The organism is Leptothoe sp. EHU-05/26/07-4, from assembly GCF_043421015.1.
GTDB classification, from domain to species: domain Bacteria; phylum Cyanobacteriota; class Cyanobacteriia; order Phormidesmidales; family Phormidesmidaceae; genus Leptothoe; species Leptothoe turfae.
This window is the reverse complement of sequence record NZ_JAXSQV010000005.1, coordinates 88,607-107,768: the sequence shown is the minus strand read 5'-3', so window position 1 is coordinate 107,768 and position 19,162 is coordinate 88,607. Positions and strand designations below refer to the sequence as shown.

General features: G+C 46.4%; 11 protein-coding genes and 1 tRNA gene. 9 read left to right on the top strand and 3 right to left on the bottom strand.

The genetic code is table 11. The features are described from left to right. Positions 1–278: 278 nt before the first annotated feature. From U2F10_RS19020 to U2F10_RS19000, 5 genes are all read left to right on the top strand, one after another. Positions 279–351: transfer RNA gene (locus tag U2F10_RS19020), tRNA-His, on the top strand. 568 nt (positions 352–919) lie between these two features. Continuing rightward, positions 920–2,620 (top strand): ShlB/FhaC/HecB family hemolysin secretion/activation protein, encoded by a 1,701-nt coding sequence (locus tag U2F10_RS19015; protein WP_499873041.1) that lies wholly within the window; start codon positions 920–922, stop codon positions 2,618–2,620. A 100-nt stretch (positions 2,621–2,720) separates the two neighbouring features. Then, positions 2,721–7,181 (top strand): two-partner secretion domain-containing protein, encoded by a 4,461-nt coding sequence (locus tag U2F10_RS19010; protein WP_499873040.1) that lies wholly within the window; start codon positions 2,721–2,723, stop codon positions 7,179–7,181. A 41-nt stretch (positions 7,182–7,222) separates the two neighbouring features. Beyond that, positions 7,223–8,860: a tetratricopeptide repeat protein gene (locus tag U2F10_RS19005; RefSeq protein ID WP_499873039.1), complete on the top strand. Its 1,638-nt coding sequence runs from the start codon at positions 7,223–7,225 to the stop codon at positions 8,858–8,860. Then, positions 8,851–10,134 carry a CHAT domain-containing protein gene (locus U2F10_RS19000; protein ID WP_499873038.1) on the top strand — a complete coding sequence of 428 codons (1,284 nt, stop codon included), beginning with the start codon at positions 8,851–8,853 and terminating at the stop codon, positions 10,132–10,134. The genes U2F10_RS19005 and U2F10_RS19000 overlap by 10 nt, the downstream gene beginning before the upstream one ends. Before the next feature lie 45 nt (positions 10,135–10,179). Here the strand turns inward: U2F10_RS19000 and U2F10_RS18995 are convergent, their stop codons facing one another. Next, positions 10,180–10,350, bottom strand: coding sequence for a hypothetical protein (locus U2F10_RS18995; RefSeq protein WP_163666591.1), 171 nt, complete (start codon positions 10,348–10,350; stop codon positions 10,180–10,182). Between the two features lie 778 nt (positions 10,351–11,128). Between U2F10_RS18995 and tftA the strand changes: the two genes are divergently transcribed. After that, on the top strand, positions 11,129–12,502 hold the full coding sequence (gene tftA / locus U2F10_RS18990; protein WP_163666590.1) for a hormogonium tapered terminus morphoprotein TftA: 1,374 nt from the start codon (positions 11,129–11,131) through the stop codon (positions 12,500–12,502). A 320-nt stretch (positions 12,503–12,822) separates the two neighbouring features. Then, positions 12,823–13,962, top strand: coding sequence for a SpoIID/LytB domain-containing protein (locus U2F10_RS18985; RefSeq protein ID WP_163703333.1), 1,140 nt, complete (start codon positions 12,823–12,825; stop codon positions 13,960–13,962). Positions 13,963–14,047: 85 nt separating this feature from the next. On the opposite strand, the gene ilvB is transcribed toward U2F10_RS18985, so the two are convergent. Together ilvB and U2F10_RS18975 are read right to left on the bottom strand one after the other, a co-directional pair. After that, on the bottom strand, positions 14,048–15,895 hold the full coding sequence (ilvB, locus tag U2F10_RS18980; protein ID WP_163666585.1) for a biosynthetic-type acetolactate synthase large subunit: 1,848 nt from the start codon (positions 15,893–15,895) through the stop codon (positions 14,048–14,050). A gap of 319 nt (positions 15,896–16,214) precedes the next feature. Next, positions 16,215–16,733 carry a hypothetical protein gene (locus U2F10_RS18975; protein ID WP_163666583.1) on the bottom strand — a complete coding sequence of 173 codons (519 nt, stop codon included), beginning with the start codon at positions 16,731–16,733 and terminating at the stop codon, positions 16,215–16,217. Positions 16,734–17,129: 396 nt separating this feature from the next. Between U2F10_RS18975 and U2F10_RS18970 the strand changes: the two genes are divergently transcribed. Beyond that, a complete protein-coding gene (locus U2F10_RS18970) occupies positions 17,130–17,456 on the top strand; it encodes a late competence development ComFB family protein (protein ID WP_163666581.1) in 327 nt (108 codons plus the stop codon). A gap of 194 nt (positions 17,457–17,650) precedes the next feature. Then, entirely contained in the window at positions 17,651–19,156 is a 1,506-nt protein-coding gene (locus tag U2F10_RS18965; RefSeq protein WP_499873037.1) for a sensor histidine kinase, read from the top strand. The last annotated feature ends 6 nt before the right edge of the window (positions 19,157–19,162 follow it).

Sequence of the window (19,162 nt, the reverse complement as noted above, 5' to 3'; positions counted from 1 at the left end):
AATCAAGGTTTTCACTCTCAACTTGACCCCAAACAATTTGATAATCGGCTTACACACCAATTGTTATAAACACTACTCACTTTAGTAGTATCCACGGAATCATGCCAGATTTCTGTTGTGGTTGATGCTATTTCCATCCTTATTTAATCAACTCAATCTATCATCAAGGGTGCATTTAGTAAGCCCAACCCAGTCATCGGTTAAACTTTTAATCGCAAAATATTCAGGAAAACCATGTAATCGCTGAACAGGGGTGATATTATAGAAACTCAAACACGGCGAGCGTAGCCAAGTGGTTAAGGCAGTGGATTGTGGTTCCACCATTCGGGGGTTCGAGTCCCCTCGTTCGCCCTCCTTACAGCGATTGCTGAAAATAGTTAGCTCAACCACTAGCCTCAATCTATCGGCTAGTGGTTATTGCTGATAAAGGGGTCAAACCCCTCAACCAGCGATCAGACTCCGTGCAAAGCAAGTCTCAACCTACTTGCAAGAACAGTTGCAGACATTAAAAGGTAGTCATAACTTTTCTCAATACAACTGTCAGCATCAGCAAGCGTTATTGGATGTATAGACAGAACCCAGGGATTTGTGATGTCTTAACTGACTACTCTTGCAGAACATCTTGCTAATCAAATCCTACAAGCTAATTTGCTAAATCCTATAAAAAAACTTTTTCATGTTTTTCTCTTACAGAATTTTATCATTTAATTTCCTGCATAAAAATATTTAGATGTTCGTATTTCTCTAATAGCGGTAGATATTTTGAGCTTATGGATAGCAGGCCAAGAATTTTTCTAATAAATACCCCCCAAGGTAAGCTTATCCCTAAAAAGAACAGGAAATGAACTCACATCCATCGGGCTGCTTACAGAATAGACAATCAGTCTCTCAAAATGGTCTGCTCTTAGCAGTTGGGCTGATGAGTGTAATCAGCGTTCTGCATTTTCTTAGCCCACATCATATAGAACACGCACAAGCACAGACAACTCCTGTAGAGCTGCCCAGCCCCCAAGACACGTTACCGCCACCCCTTACTCCTCAACCTGAGCTGCTGCCTGCTCAAGATTTACCGTCTGCGGATGAACTCTTAGATCAACCTCAAGATCAACCCAATCAGTCTCCTATGCCAAGAGATAGTGGCACGTTTTTGATTAAACGTTTCGAATTTGTCAATAACACAGCTTTTGATGATGAAACCTTACAAGGGGTGACCCATGAATTTACGGGAGAATCACAAACATTTGCAGATGTGACTGCCGCCCGTGCAGCCGTAACTCAGCTATACATAGATGAAGGATATGCTACCTCCGGTGCCATCGTTCCACCACAACAAATTGTGGATGGGATCGTTCTGATGGAGATTATTGAGGGTAGCCTGTCCGAGGTTGTGGTCACAGGCAATCGGCGGCTGCACCCAGGGTATATAAGTAGTCGCATTGCGCTCGGAGCTACAGCGCCCTTAAACGTAAACACATTAGTCAAGAGATTACAACTTCTGCAGCTTGATCCGCTAATAATCACAATCTCTGCGGACTTACAAGCCAGTCCGCAAGCAGGCCAAAATCGTCTTGTGGTGTCTGTGGTTGAAGCAGATAGCTTTGGGATCACCTACACCCTGGATAATAATCGCTCTCCCAGTGTTGGCACCGTGCGTAATCAACTGCAAGCTACCGAAGCGAATTTACTCGGTTTAGGCGATCGTCTAAGTATTGGGTACACGACAACTAACGGTAGTAATGGGATTAATGTTGATTACACATTACCCGTTAGTCCCCACGGCAGCACGCTGAGATTAGCGGTTGATACTTCTGATAATGATGTCATTGAGGAGCCTTTTGATGTTTTAGATATTGACTCAGATTCTAATTTTTTTGAGCTTACCCTCAAATATCCTCTGAAGTTCACTCCAGCTCAAGAGTTTGCCATTGGACTCACGGCCTCTCATCAACGCTCCCAAACATCTTTAGGCATTGATGATATTGGCCCTACACCACTGTCATTGGGAGCTGACAATGAAGGACGTACTAGAGTCTCTGCCTTGCGTTTTTTTCAAGCGTGGACCCAGCGTAGTACGGCAGAGGTTTTAGCATTGCGATCGCAGTTTAATCTCGGCCTCGACATGCTAGATGCCACCGTCAATGACGGAGATATACCAGATAGTCGTTTCTTTTCGTGGCAAGGTCAAGCCCAGTGGCTTCGGATTCTGGCACCCGATACGTTATTGCTGCTGAAGGGTAGTGCCCAGCTGACGACTGATCCGCTATTAAGTTTGGAGCAGTTGAGTCTTGGAGGACAGTCTACTGTGCGAGGCTATCGTCAAAATCTTTTGTCTACAGATAATGGGTTGTTGGCATCTGCGGAGGTACGATTACCGATCTGGCGCGATCGCACCAATGATAGGCTACTGCAAGTTACACCATTTTTGGAGGCGGGCTATGGCTGGAATCGTGAAGGCAATAATCCTGATCCATTAGCCAGTATAGGCATTGGCCTGCTATTCCGTCAGCAAGATCTGATAGGTCGCCTGGACTGGGGCATTCCCCTCATTGCTGAAGAAGATGATCGCGATTCTCTGCAAGAAAATGGCCTATATTTTACGCTTCAGTATTCGTTCTTTTAGCCATGAATTAGAAGAGAACAGCAATCTATAAAAAAGATTGAGCCAGCATCTAAAAGCTCACATAGTTGGTAGTATCAGCACAATTTAACGTCATTACCCTATGACTTATCGTCCATCCTCCCATTTTCTCCTATTTAGTTCCATACTTGCCATTAGTCAGCTAGCAACGGTTGTTTATGCAGCCTCATCTGGTAATTCCCAGAACCATCTAGCCGCTGGATATTCTGAGGATAAAGCAACAGAGTCTCTCAGAGGAAACATGCTAGTCGCTCAGATTATTCCTGATAACACATTGGGGCTTGAGTCCTCATCTATAATTAAGGAGAATAGTACTGAGCGCATTAACGGTGGAGCTATCCGGGGAGAAAGTTTATTTCATAGCTTTGAAGAATTCAATATCAATCCAGGGCAGCAGGTTTATTTTATAAATCCGGATGGCATTGAGATGATTCTCAGTCGGGTTACTGGCAGTAATCCCTCTGAGATTGATGGGCTATTAGGCATTGACGGCCCTGCCAATTTATATTTTTTAAACCCCAATGGCATTACCTTTGGACCCAATGCTCAATTAGATATTCGCGGTGCGTTCACAGCCAGCACAGCAGGGAGCATCGAATTTACAGATGGTAGTGTATTCAGTGCTGCCAGTCCACAAGGTACTTCACTATTAACGATGAGTGTGCCACTAGGCGTCCAATTTAGTGGCTTACCTCAAGGAGATATTAACAACACTGGGAACCTGGAAACCGGAGGCGATCTTACACTGTTAGGGAATCAGCTGTATTTGGAAGGACAGTTAAGCGCAGGCAACAATCTGACTCTACAGGCACAAGATGCAGTGACCATTAGGGATACAGAAACTGACGCTTTTATTGCCCGCTCAGGCAATGACCTCATTATCCAGGGAAATGAAAGCATTGATATTTGGACACTTCAGCATTTGGAGCAGACACCTTTTTTGAGTGGCGGAGATTTACGCCTGATTAGTGATGGAGAGATTTCAGCTGATGCTCACTTTGAGAGTGGTGGTGGCTTACAGTTTTTAACCCTGACCGGTACACCTGGTAATTTTATTAGCTTATATGATCCGATTATCTTTGCCAATGGAGATGTGGTTTTCGGCAATTATGAAGGAGCCGCCCTCAAAGTTGAAGCCACAGGAAGCATTCAAGCAGGCAATATTCGCATCACGGGTCCCGATACTACGTTGACGCCAGATGGCTCCGGTTCTGATGAAGACTTATTAGCCAGCAGTTCAGCTGCAATCTTACGGGCCGGAGTCGAAACAGTTGGACGGCCTAATATACCACAGGAATCTGGAGGCACCTCTTTTAACGCAGGACCTGTAGCTAATCAACCTCCCGGCAGTATTGCAGTCAACATTATAGATACAACATCTGTCATAGATGGGGGAGATGGAGGACCCATCATCCTAGAAGCAGATGGTGATATCACAACTGGTGAAAATTTGCGTTCGTTTTCGCGTTCAGATACAGGCAATGCTGGCAATGGTGGACCTATTTTGATCTCCTCATTATCTGGAAATATCTTAATTGATGGCAGGATAGCCTCATTCTCGCAGGCACGGCGTGGAGATGGGAATGCTAGCAATGGCGGCAATATCTCGATCTCTTCAAGAACTGGTAACATCACAACCAACGACAGAATCAATGCTTTCTCCCTTAGCCAAAGGAACACAATTGGAAATGCTGGAAATGCTGGAAATATTTCTATTTCTTCCATATCTGGCGACCTGACAATCAATGAACGATTGAATGCGTTTTCGGAAGCATCAGCTGGCAGACCCAGTAGGGGCGGTGATATCTCTATCTCTTCCATCACAGGTAATATCACAACTCGTGGACGCATAGATACAAATTCAACCGCACGCAATGATGGCGGCAGATCAGACAATGGCGGCAATATCTCGATCTCGTCGAGGTTTGGAGACATCGCCACATTCAACAATTTAGTAACATTCTCGGAGTCGTTTTCAAGCGACTCTGGCAATGGGGGAGACATATCTATCTCCTCAGAGACAGGAGATATTATCAACAATAATCCATTAGCAGCATTTTCGATATCACGTGCTGGCAATGCTGGCAATGGCGGGAATATTAACCTTTCTTCAGTTCGTGGAAATATATCAACAGAAACATTTATTAGGTCGTTCTCATTTGTGCGACAAGCTGGAGGCAAATCGGGCAATGGTGGAGATATTTCTTTCATCTCAAGATTTGGCAATATCTCAGCAAATGGTCGTTTGAGTTCTTTCTCATCTTCTGCGTCTTCTTTAGAAAATGGTGGTTCAGGTAATGGTGGAGATATTTTTCTATCTTCCAATTTCGGTGATATTTCCACTAACCGCATAGATTCATCATCGACCTTCTATGCACCTTCATCTAACCCAGTTTTTTCAGAACAGACTGGTACCGTGGGGAACGGTGGTAATATCTCGATTTTCTCAGAAGTTGGTGATATCACTAACAATAACACTTTGTTCTCAGGCTCAGTTTCACGTAATGGGGATGTTGGCAGAGGCGGTGATATTTCTGTTCGCACTGTAGAAGGCACTATTTTTAATAACGATAATCGAATAAGTACAGTGGCCGCTTCAGAGATCAACGAAGATACTGGAGCAGGCGGGAATGTTACCCTACAAGCATCTAGGATCTTAGATGTACAGGTGTCAACTGTCTCCAGTGGTGATGCATCAGGCAACGTCACAATCCAAGGAGGGAACAATGACCTGACTATAAGTAATCTCAACCTAGTCACTAGTGGTCAGCTTGAAGTTATCAATCCTGTTGTAAATGATGGTCAACGTATTTCCTTAGAGCTCAGTGATTTTGATCAGTCTGGCGAGGTTTTCATAATAAGTAATGGGGATCTCAATCTCAATAATGTTCAATTGTTAAGTGATGCGAACCGGTCTGCAGATGCTGGGAATGTCAGCATCATCTCTAGGACAGGCAATATTCAACTTGATAATAGTCAGATTTTGAGTAATACCAATACTGGTAGTAGTGGTAGCGGCGGTAACGTCTTGCTTGAAAGTGCCAGCAGCATCACCCTAGAGACCAATAGTAGAATCAATACGAATACGGATGGTGGAGGAACTGCAGGGGGTATTCGCATTCGCACACCTCTATTGAACCTTCAGAACGGAGCACAAATCACGGCTGCAACTAATAGCCCAGAGAGAAATGGTATTGGCGGAAGTATTAGAGTAAATGCCGAAACAATTACCCTTGCCGATGCTGATACTGAAATCACTGTAAGTACAAATGGTCCAGCCAATGCTGGCAGCATTAGCTTAGAACCATTCAATAGTGGTGGTAGTATTAGTGTCTCTAGCATCAATAATGAGCCACAAATTTCAGCCTCTACAACACTCAACAGCAGCGGTAATGGAGGCAGCATCATTATTCGAGGTGATGAGAGTGTAACTTTAGATAATGCCCTTATAAATACCAATACTGACGGTATTGGGCGTGCAGGAAGTATCCGCATTCGCACACCTCTATTGAACCTTCAGAACGGAGCACAATTAACCGCTGCGACTAATAGTCTAGAAGAGAATGGAGATGGTGGTGATTTTGATATTGCAGCCGATGTCATTAATCTTTCTGGTAACGAGACAGAAATATCTGTCAGTACCAATGGTTTGGCCAAGGCTGGCAACATTACGCTTAGACCACTGAACAGTGGTGACATTATCATTGCAACCATTACAGATGGCCCACAATTTTCCGCTTCTACAACACGTAACAGCAATGGTCAAGGCGGCAACATCATCCTTCGGGATGCAGATCTTGCAATCTTGAGAAATACCAGCCTTGTAACCGGCAGTGATGGCTCTGGAGATGCAGGCAGTATCATCGTTGAGAATGTAGATGTTCTCCTTTTACGCCAGGGTAGCTTGATTCAGGCTGGGGCCAGTGCAAACGGCAACGGTGGAGATATTGATATCGATGCTAACTTGGTGCTCACGGTTCCTGATGAAGATAATGATATTTTGGCCGACACCAATACTGGCACAGGTGGCAACATTGACATTACCACTGAGCGTATCCTTGGCTTTCGAGAAGTTCAGACCTTTAGTAATGACCTTCGCGGCAATGGTCTCAATGATATCAGCGCCCAGTCTGAAAGGGGCGGTGACGGTGAGGTCAGTATTAATAATTTAGCGGTTGATCCGAACCAAGGCTTATCAGAACTGCCCATTGATGTGGTAGACCCCAGCAATCAAATTGCCCAAGGCTGCAATCTTGCCAACAACAACATTGCAGATAGTCAAGTAGGCGACTTTATTATCACGGGGCGGGGTGGTCAACCCTTGAGTCCGATGGATATTGCTAGCGAGGACCTCATACAAGACGATCTAGGACCAGAAACTGGTCAACCACAGTCATCGGCTCCAATAATTACCAGCTTTCCCCACCAGGAACCTGTATTACTAGCAGATGCACAAGAAGCCGTTGTAACAGAATCAGGCGATGTCTTTTTAATGGCTGAGGGTAGCTGGCTACCCTCTATTTCCTGCTCATCTTTACGATAGGCCTGATGAGTTGAATTAACTAACAGCAAGGGGTAACAGCCATGAAAGTAAACGTCTTCAAACGAGGGTTACTGAGGTCCCGCTTTTTAAGATTAATAATGGTTACTGCTGGGTTGACAGCCCTTCTAGGACTACAAACACCAGTCAGCCTATTGAGCTCTGCCATAGCAATCACTACATCAGATGATATCTCCCTGAGTCAGCATGGGCAATCACCGTTCTATTTAACCAGTGCTCAACAACTTTTACAGCAAGGTAGAGAACATTATAGAGCCGAACAATTTACCCAGGCTGCCAATCTGTGGTTAGAAGCAGAGAAGCGCTTTTCCATCCAGCGTGATGGACTGAATCAGGTATTGGCTCTCAACAATTTAGCCCTCGCCTATCGTCAACTAGGTCAATGGTCAGAGGCTGAAAGTGCTATAGGCAAAAGTCTTGAAATACTTCAGAATATAAACCCTCTAACGACTGAAGGATTAAGACTCTATGGTCAAGCCTTAAATACTCAAGGTAGCCTGTACTTAACTCAGGGACATACACAAAAAGCATTGGAAATCTGGGAACAGACAGCTGATATTTATACGCAAGCTAACTATTCCGAAGGTGTAGTCAAAAGTTTACTGAACCAAACCCATGCCTTACGCAGGCTAGGCTTTCTACTAGAGTCCCGTAGTCGTTTGTCACAAGTAGAGGCACTTATAGAGGCACAAGACAATATCTCACTAAAAGTAGCTCTTACTCGAACTGTAGGAGATCATCAGCGTTTGCTGGGAGAATTTAAAGCATCTCAGGCTTCACTAGATAAGAGCCTACAGCTAGCTGAGGAATTTGCTGTAGATAAAGAATTAGCAGCCACTCAATTGAGTGTTGGCAATACTCTACATGTCAGGGCGCAACAACAGGAAACCTTTGCTCGCCGTACTCGAAATAAGACAGATCAGGCAAAGGCTGACATCTTATATCAACAGGCATTGGATTCCTATGCAGCGATTTCTGTTCAAGCTCCTTTACTGGTTCAAACTCAAGCCCTGTTAAATCAGTTTGATATTTCTTTGCATCGTAAGGGGTGGTCAAGGGCAAACTCTATACAAACATCGTTACTATCAAAACTTGACGCTCTACCCTCAGGTCGCACATCTGCTTTTATTCATATGAGGCTGGCACGCTTACTAATGGATAAATGCACAAACGCCTGCCTTGCAGAGATAACTATTCCTCAACAACAGATCTATTCTTTGCTTTGGAAAGCAAAGCAACAGGCTGAAGCCATCAGAGATCCAGTGGCCGTATCTTATGCGCTGGGATATCTAGGCCATCTTTATGAAATAGAAAAACAGTATGTAGATGCGCAAAAACTAACTGAGGCTGCCCTGAAGCAAGGACACCATCAGCCCAGTCTTATTTATCAATGGGAATGGCAGTTAGGACGCATTGAGAACAAGCTAGAGTTTACGCGAGAACGAGTACTCTCTCACTATGATGTAGCTTTTCAAAAGGTGCAGGCAGTGCGTAACGATTTATTGTATGTAGGGCCAGACATACAATTCTTTTTCGCGATCGCATCGAACCTCTATACCGAGAATATATCAGCCTCCTTCTACCCAAAGAAGAGATCGCGATTTCAGACAATACAGCTCAACTGCTCCGAGCACAAACCGTCATTGATGATTTGCGCGTAGCCGAGTTAGAAAGCTTCCTGGCCTGTGGACTCATTGCACCTGATGACAATATTCAACGCACGACTATTCAGGATGTGGCAAATACAGATAAAACCACAGCAATTATTTACCCAATTATTTTGCCAGATGAACCTGGAGGAGACCGCATTGAAGTTCTCCTTCAATTACCAGACAAAGCTCCAGACCAGACCATCCAAAGATATTCTCCGAAAGTCAGCCAGACCGGTTTATCGCATACACAAAATACTGACAGTCCTGAGCAGCGGTCTTCTAAGGTAAAAGCAAAACTAGAACAGTTTCGCCATGAGCTTGAGAGAACATACAATTATGTGCTTTCTCAACCTGGACAACGGCTGGCTAACGAAATTTATGATTGGTTAATTCGCCCGGCTGAAGAACAAGGCTGGCTAGAATCCATAGACACCCTAGTCTTTGTTCTAGATGGAGCATTTCGTAATGTGCCCATGGCAGCGTTGTATGATCAACAAACAAAACAATTTTTGATTGAGAAATATGCGATCGCAGTCACCTTTGGTGATTTAGCCATTCCCCAAGCCCCTCCCGCACAATCTTTCAGTATTTTCACAGGGGGCCTATCTTCTGCAAGTTCATTACCCATAGCCCCAGAGCAAAGCATCACCTCAAACTCCAATGCGCCCGAGTCTACAATGTATTTCCACGCACTGGCCTTTGTAGAAGATGAACTAGAAGCCATTCAAAACATCATGGGCGAGACAGAAAACCTGCTCAACTTAGAATTCAAGAAGAGCAGTGTACAAACCAAAATGCGCTCATCTACTCACAATATTATTCATTTCGCCACCCATGGCGTATTTGGCTTTACCCGAGACGACACTTATTTATTGGTGGCAGCATCAGAGCAACCCACAGAAAACAGAGCAGAGCAGAAAGGTCAGGCTATTGAAGTAGAAAAAATGGACCTTAATGACTTTGACCGTTTGCTTAGAACTCGCAACCAAACACCACTTGAGTTACTGGTTCTTAGTGCATGCGAAACAGCTACAGGTGATAGTCGGGAGGTATTGGGTATTGCAGGCCTTGCAGTACAATCAGGCGCTCGCAGCACTGTGGCCTCTCTATGGAGTATTAATGATTTCTCTACAGCTGAGTTAATTAAGGATTTTTACGAACAGTTAGTTAACCCAGGTATTTCTAAGGCAAAAGCTCTACAGCAGGCACAGGTAAACCTCATTAGACAGAATATAAGACCCTCTTATTGGGCTCCCTATCTATTAGTAGGAGACTGGCGTTAGAGAGCATTTCAAGGCGAATACCCACTCTAACGCCACAAGCAAGGACTACAAAGAAGACTTACGCCGATTTAATCGATTACGTCTTGGAGCAAACATAAACAGTAGCAAGACATAAACTAATACACTCACACCAAAATAGGGGGCAAGACTATCCTGCTCAATCTCGTTCGTAATTACAGGCGCTTCCACCTGAGCTATGCTAACGTATGTTTCCATGGCTAATACAAGCCTCCACCATTGTCTAAGGGAGCATCAAGGCATTAACTCACTGGCAAAGGGGGGAGATCTGAACCACTTCAAGACCCACTCACTTAAATCACACACCCCTCTCAATCTTGCATCAGAAATCCCTGAAATCTAACAAGATCTTACTTTTATATACCGCTATCTATTCACACCATAAATCACCTATGCAAGTGTTTTTATATTTGCCATATTGCTTAATGTTTCGAAGACATACTTCAAGAGATTAGCAGAGGATGTTAATTATTGCTCTCTGTACTAAACTTCGGACAAATCTCACGGCTCAATCGTTTCACCCCCAATGTTCAGATCTAAGAACAACATCTGTCAACGGTAAAAACACGCTATTTCCTTTTCTTTCGATCAGAATTAGTAGGCTAGTCGTTTTTATTTTTGTGCTAGCTATTTCCTCTAGGTTTACTAATAGCCAACTCACGAAAAGAACTCTCTTGCAAAATTTTCCATACAGATGCTTGTTGAGCTTTTGCTAACTCCTGAACCTGATACCAGTGACTATCTTGATAGTCGTCTTTTCAAAAATACTTATCCCACCAGGGATTAACTCGCGCCAAGCATGCTATGTCATCCGAAATTCCACACCCTTGATGCTCAATCATCTGCTGAGGCCAAAGTTGCGCGTCAAAGATAGGTACGTACACATCCTCCATTTCATTCCCCAAGATTGAGAAATTGATGTATCCTTGCGGGGACAATTGGCAATATGCCTGGATAGAACGCTTTACAGGGTCACATGGCACAAATTTTTATCTCAGCAGGCCACGGTGGATTTGAAAATGGAGTCCGCGATTCTGGAGCAAAAGTCGAGGGCATTACGGAAGCCCAGGAAATGATCCGCATTCGGGATCTAATTGTCCCGGAGTTGCGAGCACGTGGGCTCGCAGTCCTTTCCGTCCCCGACGACCTCAGCCTACAAGAAAGCATCCGCTGGATAAATGCCCGCAACCGTCCCGGTGATGTTGCGTTAGAAATACATGTGGGAGCCTTTCAAAATAAGAACGTCCGGGGAGCAACTGCTTATTACATTGCAGGCAACAAAGCTCGAGCGGAAAATGCCCGGGTTGTGTTGGTAGCCATGCTGCGCCGGGTACCGACGTTAACTGGCCCAGGAGGTCCAGGCGTTAGACCAGACACCGAGGCTGGTATGGGTCGCTTGGCCTTTTGTCGACAGGTAGAACCGCCATCCCTTTTACTAGAACTGGGCTACATAACCAATGATCGCGATCGCGGCATTATCCTCAGTCGCCGCCGCGAAATTGCCATTGGCTTAGCGGATGGTCTGGCAGCCTGGAGTCGTGAGATTAGTGGCACCCAGCCGACAGCACCCACACCTGCGCCCCAGTTTCCCATCATCAATATCACCATTAATGGCGGTCAGTATGACGAGAAAGGCGTCTTAGTCAGCGGTAACTCCTATGTGCCGATTGATGTCGCAGACCGACTTGGGCTTAATCTGGCCAGTAATGATGACATCCGCAAAGTACGGTATGGCAATGTGGTGTACGTCAAAGCCGTTGATTTAAGAGACTTTAGCATCTCCATCGGCTGGGATGCTGCTAGCCGTACCGTGCAACTCAAGTCTCAGTCGGCCCTTACCATCTGCCCAGGCCTCATTGATCAAATCATGGGCCACGGCAACGCCTCTGAAATCAGCCTGATGATGTTCTTGAAGAACAATAACGAACAAGCACTTCGAGACTTCCCGGATTTGCATAAAATTTATCGTCAAGAAGGAATAATTGAGGGTGTGAATTATGACATCGCCTTCTGTCAGATGTGTGTAGAAACCTCTTTTCTACGATTTGGCGGGAATGTGAAAGCCTCGCAAAATAATTTTGCAGGAATTGGCGGCCTGGGAGGGGATGCAGCAGGGGCATCCTTCCCCAGTGCACGTATTGGTGTGAGGGCTCACATTCAACACCTCAAAGCCTATGGCAGTAAAGAACCCCTGGTGCAGGAACAGGTAGATCCCCGTTTCAAATTTGTCAGTCGGGGCAGTGCCGTACTCGTGGGTCAGCTCAGCGGTCGTTGGGCTGCTGATCCAAACTATGGTGAGAAAATTCTCAACATGGTGAGACGACTTTATGAGTCTGCAAAGCTACTATAACTTCGCAAAAGTAGCCCCAGATAGATGTTCCTCAAACTGGTATTATTCATGGCTAATGCCCATCGGCAAACTGTCATATGCCAACTGGCACACATCCCTGTAGAGATTATTCTGAGAACACCGAACTGCCGCCAAAATAGCGCTGTTTACAGCCTTTAAGCGGTAATTGTGTAGGTTTTTCTTAGACATTGGGGTTGGCAGACTACCTTTTATGGTTATGATTTGTCACCCAGCATCTGCTTAGGTTTTAAATACTGCGTATTACCGGGCACCCTTAGAACTGGTCTACTGATATCTGCCTCAATTCCTGACTATCTGCCATGCTTAATACCTCTTCTTGGCCTCTTAAACTTTTTTTAGCCCTTGGCCGTCATAGCTGGTGGGGTGCCCTCCTGTGGTTCCTCTGGGTTATTCCTGCCCATGCTACCGAGCTGAGAATTGCTATCCGCAACAGTGCTAATCAAGTCCAGATTGGCGCGTCTACAACAGGTGTTATTCGCGACAACCGAGGACAGGCAATTCTTCAGCTACCTGAGTTACAGTCCATCAGCGTCGATACAAACGGTGGACGATTAGAACTTACTGATGGCTATAGCGACTTTGGTCAAGCCAACACCTTTTGGTTAGAGCCCTCCAACGATGGAGTTGTCTGGATTGGCGACCGTTGGTATAGAGGTAGAGTTAAGCTAATACCCAGTAATGGTGGGGTAACGGCGATTAATTATGTCGATATCGACGATTATCTCTACAGCGTTGTTGGTAGTGAAATGCCTGCGAGCTGGCCCCAGGAAGCATTGAGATCGCAAGCCGTGGCGGCTCGCTCCTATGCCATGTATCACAAGAGCAAAGCTAACGGCCAATCCTATGATCTAAAAAGCACTCAAGCGTCCCAAGTGTATAAAGGATTAGACGGTGAAGCAGCCTCTACCCAGTCTGCCGTAGATGCCACCCATGGCAAGGTACTTACCCATGGCGGCAAAGTGATTGAAGCCGTGTTTCATTCGTCATCCGGCGGCCACACCGAAAATTCAGAACATGTATGGTCTCAAGCTGTGCCTTATCTGAAGGGGGTGCCTGACTTTGATCAAAATGCGCCTGTTTACAGCTGGCGAGCACAGTTTTCGTTGGAAGAAGTTGGCGCACGCATCGGCTACCCTGGCATCATTCAGGCTGTGGAAGTCCTGAGTCGCAGCCCCCAAGGTCGGGCCAATCGCATGAGCATCATTGGTGATGCTGGCGCATTAACCATTACGGGCAATACATTCCGTCAAAAGTTGGGTCTACGTAGCACTAAGTTTGATCTGGCCGTCAGTCCCACCAGCATTTCAGTGGCGGGCAATGGGTTTGGTCACGGCATTGGCATGAGCCAGTGGGGAGCCCGAGGCATGGCTGAACGGGGTCAGCAATACCGTGATATTCTCACGCATTTTTATAATGGAACTCGCCTAGGGTCGCTATAGGGAACCAAAAGTATCCATAGAGCAACCCCAATCACGACGCATTCACCTTCCAGATGAGCAGATCGTGACTTAGGCGAGCAATCTATTACAGCTTAGTGCCACACTCAGAACAGAATCGATGACTCACTTTGTTGTCACTGCCACAACTATGACAATGAACAAATTCTACTGGGCGCTTAGTTGCAGGCTCGGCTAAACCAATCATCTGAGAGTTGTTCTTGCCAGGTGGAACCATAGGATAACAGTTCTCATCACGGCGGACCCACACGTCCAAGAGGACTGGACCGTCATGGGCAAGCATATCAACGATGGCCTGATCAAGTTGATCAGGCGATTGCACAACAATCCCTTTTACACCAAAGGCGGCGGCCAACTTCTCAAAGTCAGGCATACCCACTTCCATATTGGAAGAGGCATAGCGCTCACCATAGAAGCCCTGTTGCCACTGACGTACCATCCCTTGCCAGCCGTTGTTAATAATGACGGTTTTAACCTTGATATTGTATTGAGCCAGGGTCGCTAGCTCTTGCAAATTCATCTGGAAGCTGGCATCACCACTAATGCAAATGACCTGCTCATCACCCACACCGATTTGCACACCCAATGCTGCTGGCATACCGTAACCCATGGTGCCCAGACCCGCACTAGAGATCCATTTACGCGGACCATTCTGAAGAAACTGAGCTGCCCACATCTGATGCTGACCGACATCAGTGGTGTAGTAGGCATCAGGGGCATAACGACCCACTTGAGCAATCACCTGCTGTGGAGCAAGCTGATCGCTATACGTAGGAACTTTGAGGGGATAATCCGTTTTCCATTCATCAATGCGGGCACGCCAAGCACCTGTTTGGTCTGGGTTGGCGGGTTTGTCCAGACGAGCCAACAACTCAGTCAAAACATTTCTGACATCGCCCACAATCGGCACATCAGGCACACGACACTTACCGACCTCAGCGGGATCAATATCGACATGAACGACTTTAGCGTGCTGTGCAAACTGCTCCAGGTTGCTCGCTACTCGGTCATCAAAGCGGGCACCAATGGCCAGCAAAAGGTCGCACTCACTCACGGCAAAGTTGGCATAGGCTGTACCATGCATCCCTAGCATGCCAACAGATAGAGGATGTCGCTCATCAAAAGCCCCCTTACCCATCAGCGTGGTGGTAACAGGAATCTGAAAATGTTCGGCTAGCTGAGCAATTTCTGCATGGGCCCCGGAAATAACAGCCCCACCACCGACGTAGAGCAAAGGCTTTTGAGCGCTGCGCAGCAGTGCGATCGCATTAACAATCTGCCGGGGATTCCCTCGTGTCGTGGGCTTATACCCTGGAATTGCAATGGAGCGTGGTGCCACTGGAGCATAGTCAAATTCTTCTAAGCCAACATCCTTAGGCACATCGATCAGCACTGGACCAGGACGACCAGACTGAGCAATGTAAAACGCCTCAGCCACGATATTTGCCATCTGTCGCGGATCGCGGACCACATAGGAGTGCTTAACGATGGGCAGCGTGATACCAAAAATATCGGTTTCCTGAAACGCATCACTACCGATTGCTTTGCGAGTTACCTGCCCAGTGATAGCAACCATTGGCACCGAATCCATCTGGGCCGTTGCAATTCCTGTGACCAGGTTGGTCGCCCCAGGTCCCGAAGTGGCAATACACACACCCACCTGTCCTGTCGCCCGAGCATACCCATCCGCCGCATGGGATGCAGCCTGTTCATGACGCACCAGAATATGCTGAATATCACCTCTCTCTTCTGCTTTATAAAGTTCGTCATAAACCGGCAGAATTGCCCCACCGGGATAGCCAAACACGTGACGCACGCCATGGCGCACCAGGCTATCGATTAGAGCAAAGGCACCGGTCGCTCGCTGAATGACGGGTTTTGCTTTAATGGAAGGCTTAACAGACGTTGAAGTCATAATTTTCGAAGGGCAGTCAGAAGTGCGTCAGCTACGGGAATGCTATCTAGGCATAATTGCTGATGGTTGTCTATTTTACAATCCCAATTCCAAGGAGTTAGACAAATTTCATAGAAAAACGATTTTCTAGCCTCAGGTCAGAAGACTCAAGCAAACAAACAATCGGGCTCTGAGCAGGTTCTGAGATAGTAAATAGAGGAGCACGGCATCACCATCTGCCGCCCTAAATAGCATGGATTCAAGGTTCCCCAATCATTCGTAAGTTAATTCATCTCAGGACAAAATTACGTCAACACCTGATAACAAAATCAAGTTCACCTTAATCCAAGGACAAAACAGAACAGATGAACTCAAGCGCGGTCATCGGCTGACTCCGTGCATTTATAGCCCCCATTCCCGTAGTGGAATCAGGTGACTGCCAGAGTGTTAGGTGCTCAACCGCCGGATCTGAATAGAAGTAGCCCTGACTCTCAATCGCTGCAGGAAAGTATGTAGTGCGATGGGTCCAATGGTCATGACTCATACGATAAATTTCCAGGTCCCCCAGGAGCGGCATGCCCCATCCATCGATTGCAATTAATCGACTGCTTCCCCCCATCTTTGTCCAGGTCATTAACATTGGGTAAGCGGCAACCACCCCAGCACTAAATGCAATCACCTGTAACAAGCGATCGCGGCGCGGCGCTTGTGGTGAATTGAGCAGCCAGGGCAACGTTCCGGGGGCCGCCCAAATTGGCATCACCCATAACCGCTCTGGCGTAATTACCCTCAACAAAGATTGCAGGAAGTCATAGGTTAAATCGGCGGAATGATAACCAGAACAAATCAACAACTGCATCGTCACAACATGATTCGCCCGAATTGAAACAAAATGATCGCAAGGTAAAAAAACATTGCAACAGCTGTTAACTATAGTTTATTTATCAGTGTCTTCAAGTTTATTTTCCAGACAAATATTTAGTCTTTATTAAAGATGACGCACCCTTGATTCATGGTGGGAAAAAATAACATTAGCTAAAGGCGGGGATCAAAGATTTAACAGCGATCCCCGCCTTTGAATTGAAGTCAGAGACAAGTCTCATATCATCTTATTCAAGCCACTTTTGGGTATGGTTTCTCAACAGACTTACATAGTGGAAATCACGGTTGAAATGACAGAGTTTTGACTATTACATAAACTCCATAGCCATGCCCTTGGCAACCTACCCACAATCCAGAATCGGAGATCCTCACGATGGCCAACACTCTCATTAACATCGCGCTACCCGTCGTCAACGAAATTATCGATGATGTTTTAGCAACTGGCCCTTCAGCATCCTATCGAGATACCTTTACGAGTTCTGATGCTCGCGACCGGCTAGCCACGTTTGTGCTGAGTCGTTTGCCCGCTCGTTATATGACTATTGCTGAAGAATGTTCCTTAGAACTACCGCGTAACTGCTACTCTGCGGAGCAACATCGCCAAATTCGTCAGCTGGTGTACCAGGGCATTCAAAAATTACTCACGCGTCCCATTTCATCCACACCGGACACCTTAATACCCTCAACCTGGTTCGGCTAATAATAACCAGTAGTTTGAGCATCAGCTTAACAAATAGTATTGTTCCAAACCCCCTATGGACGTTCGGTTCTACCCCATAGTCATAGGGGGAATCTTGCCAGTAGTCTCTAAATAGACATGTTGTCAGACGTGTTGTCCATATCAGCTATCGTCTGCTGATGTATGGTACGACAACTATATGCATCTAGAGGCCCATGGTGGAGAAGTTTTTACCCACAATTAGTAGTCTGGTGGCCTTGGGAGAATTAGGGGCTGAGCCAATGGCTTGGGAAGGCCTCAACTCAGACAGTGCCAGGGAGACTGACCACCAGAATCAAGCAGAGCGGGCTGAAATGGAGTGGCAGGGAGCAATTACATCCCTCGGACATCTTTTAAAAGAGACGCTACCCCACGGTGCTGAAAAAAGCACTAAATCTAAAAAATCGGCAAAATCGCGCCAAAGTAATCGACAAACACCAGCAGGCATCCTCTTAAGTGGGCCGTTCCCGGTTCTAGATGCACCAAAGCTTACGATGCAGTTGTCCAATTGGGTGTTTATTCCCCCACCGTTAGATCAGCTATCCCAAGCATTTTCTCAATTAATGCCAGCTGATGATAAACCGCCCATCAATACAGCCGCTGCTCGTATTTTGCCGTTAATTGACGGAGACCCTTTAGCCGGCGAGCGGTTTTGTTTGTTGCTGACCAAACGTTTTAGCGTCGTACTGGTGCTGGGCCGTGATGCTGATAATGACCTACGGTTTCAGTTTTCATTTACTCCTGAAGTTATTAATCAGGTCTGGCGATTATTGCGATCGCGCATCTACTTGACCACACCAAAACAGCTAGCCTTCCTGAATCCACTGGTTGAAAAATTTGTCCCCACAGAGCCAGATTACCGAATTGTCAGCCAGTTTAGCCGCTGGATGCTGTCTTCCCTACCAGTCCCCAAACCTAACCCAGTGATCGAACGCATTGTTGCGGTGCCAGGTGAACCTGGCAACAGCCATGAATCCCACGGATTGGATACCGAATTGCTCCAGGCCATGGCCCATGAAATTCGGACACCATTGACGACAATTCGCACCTTGACCCGTTCCCTAATCCGCCGCAAAGATCTAGTCGAAAAAGCGAAGCAGCGACTACAGCAAATCGACAATGCCTGCACCCAGCAAATTGACCGCTTTAATCTCATCTTCAAAGCTGTCGAGTTAGAAGCAGCAACCCACAAAAGCCACCGTTCATCTTTAACAGCCACTGCGCTCAGTGAAATTATCCAATCCGCCATTCCTCAATGGGAACAAGCCGCCACTCGCCGTAACCTGTCCCTTGAAGTCAAACTCCCCAAAGACTTACCCATGGTAGCCAGTGATCCCATCTTGCTGCAGCAAGTGCTCACGGGCTTGGTAGAACTTTTTACCCATACAGTGGCTCCCAAAGGCCAAATTCAGCTGCACGTTATGGCTGCCGGTGATCAGCTCAAACTTGAATTTCAGGCTGAGGTTAGCTCGATCTGCGATAAAAACCGTCCCACCCTGAAGTCGCTTGGAAAACTACTGATGTTTCAACCTGATACAGGGGGACTCAGTCTCAATTTACAAACCACCAAGGCCCTCTTCACAGCCTTAGGCGCTAAGCTCACAGTACGAGAACGAACCAACCAGGGTGTCACTTGGATGGTTTTCCTACCCATCGAAACGGCACACTACCCCATTGTGTAGCGCTGC

Bases quoted from the DNA above. Each gene is read 5' to 3' on its own strand.
- U2F10_RS18975 (WP_163666583.1), bottom strand. From the start codon at position 16,733: ATGCAGTTGTTGATTTGTTCTGGTTATCATTCCGCCGATTTAACCTAT.
- U2F10_RS19010 (WP_499873040.1), top strand. From the start codon at position 2,721: ATGACTTATCGTCCATCCTCCCATTTTCTCCTATTTAGTTCCATACTT.
- U2F10_RS19005 (WP_499873039.1), top strand. From the start codon at position 7,223: ATGAAAGTAAACGTCTTCAAACGAGGGTTACTGAGGTCCCGCTTTTTA.
- ilvB (WP_163666585.1), bottom strand. From the start codon at position 15,895: ATGACTTCAACGTCTGTTAAGCCTTCCATTAAAGCAAAACCCGTCATT.
- U2F10_RS19015 (WP_499873041.1), top strand. From the start codon at position 920: ATGAGTGTAATCAGCGTTCTGCATTTTCTTAGCCCACATCATATAGAA.
- U2F10_RS18985 (WP_163703333.1), top strand. From the start codon at position 12,823: ATGCTTAATACCTCTTCTTGGCCTCTTAAACTTTTTTTAGCCCTTGGC.
- U2F10_RS18970 (WP_163666581.1), top strand. From the start codon at position 17,130: ATGGCCAACACTCTCATTAACATCGCGCTACCCGTCGTCAACGAAATT.
- U2F10_RS18995 (WP_163666591.1), bottom strand. From the start codon at position 10,350: ATGGAAACATACGTTAGCATAGCTCAGGTGGAAGCGCCTGTAATTACG.
- tftA (WP_163666590.1), top strand. From the start codon at position 11,129: ATGGCACAAATTTTTATCTCAGCAGGCCACGGTGGATTTGAAAATGGA.
- U2F10_RS18965 (WP_499873037.1), top strand. From the start codon at position 17,651: ATGGTGGAGAAGTTTTTACCCACAATTAGTAGTCTGGTGGCCTTGGGA.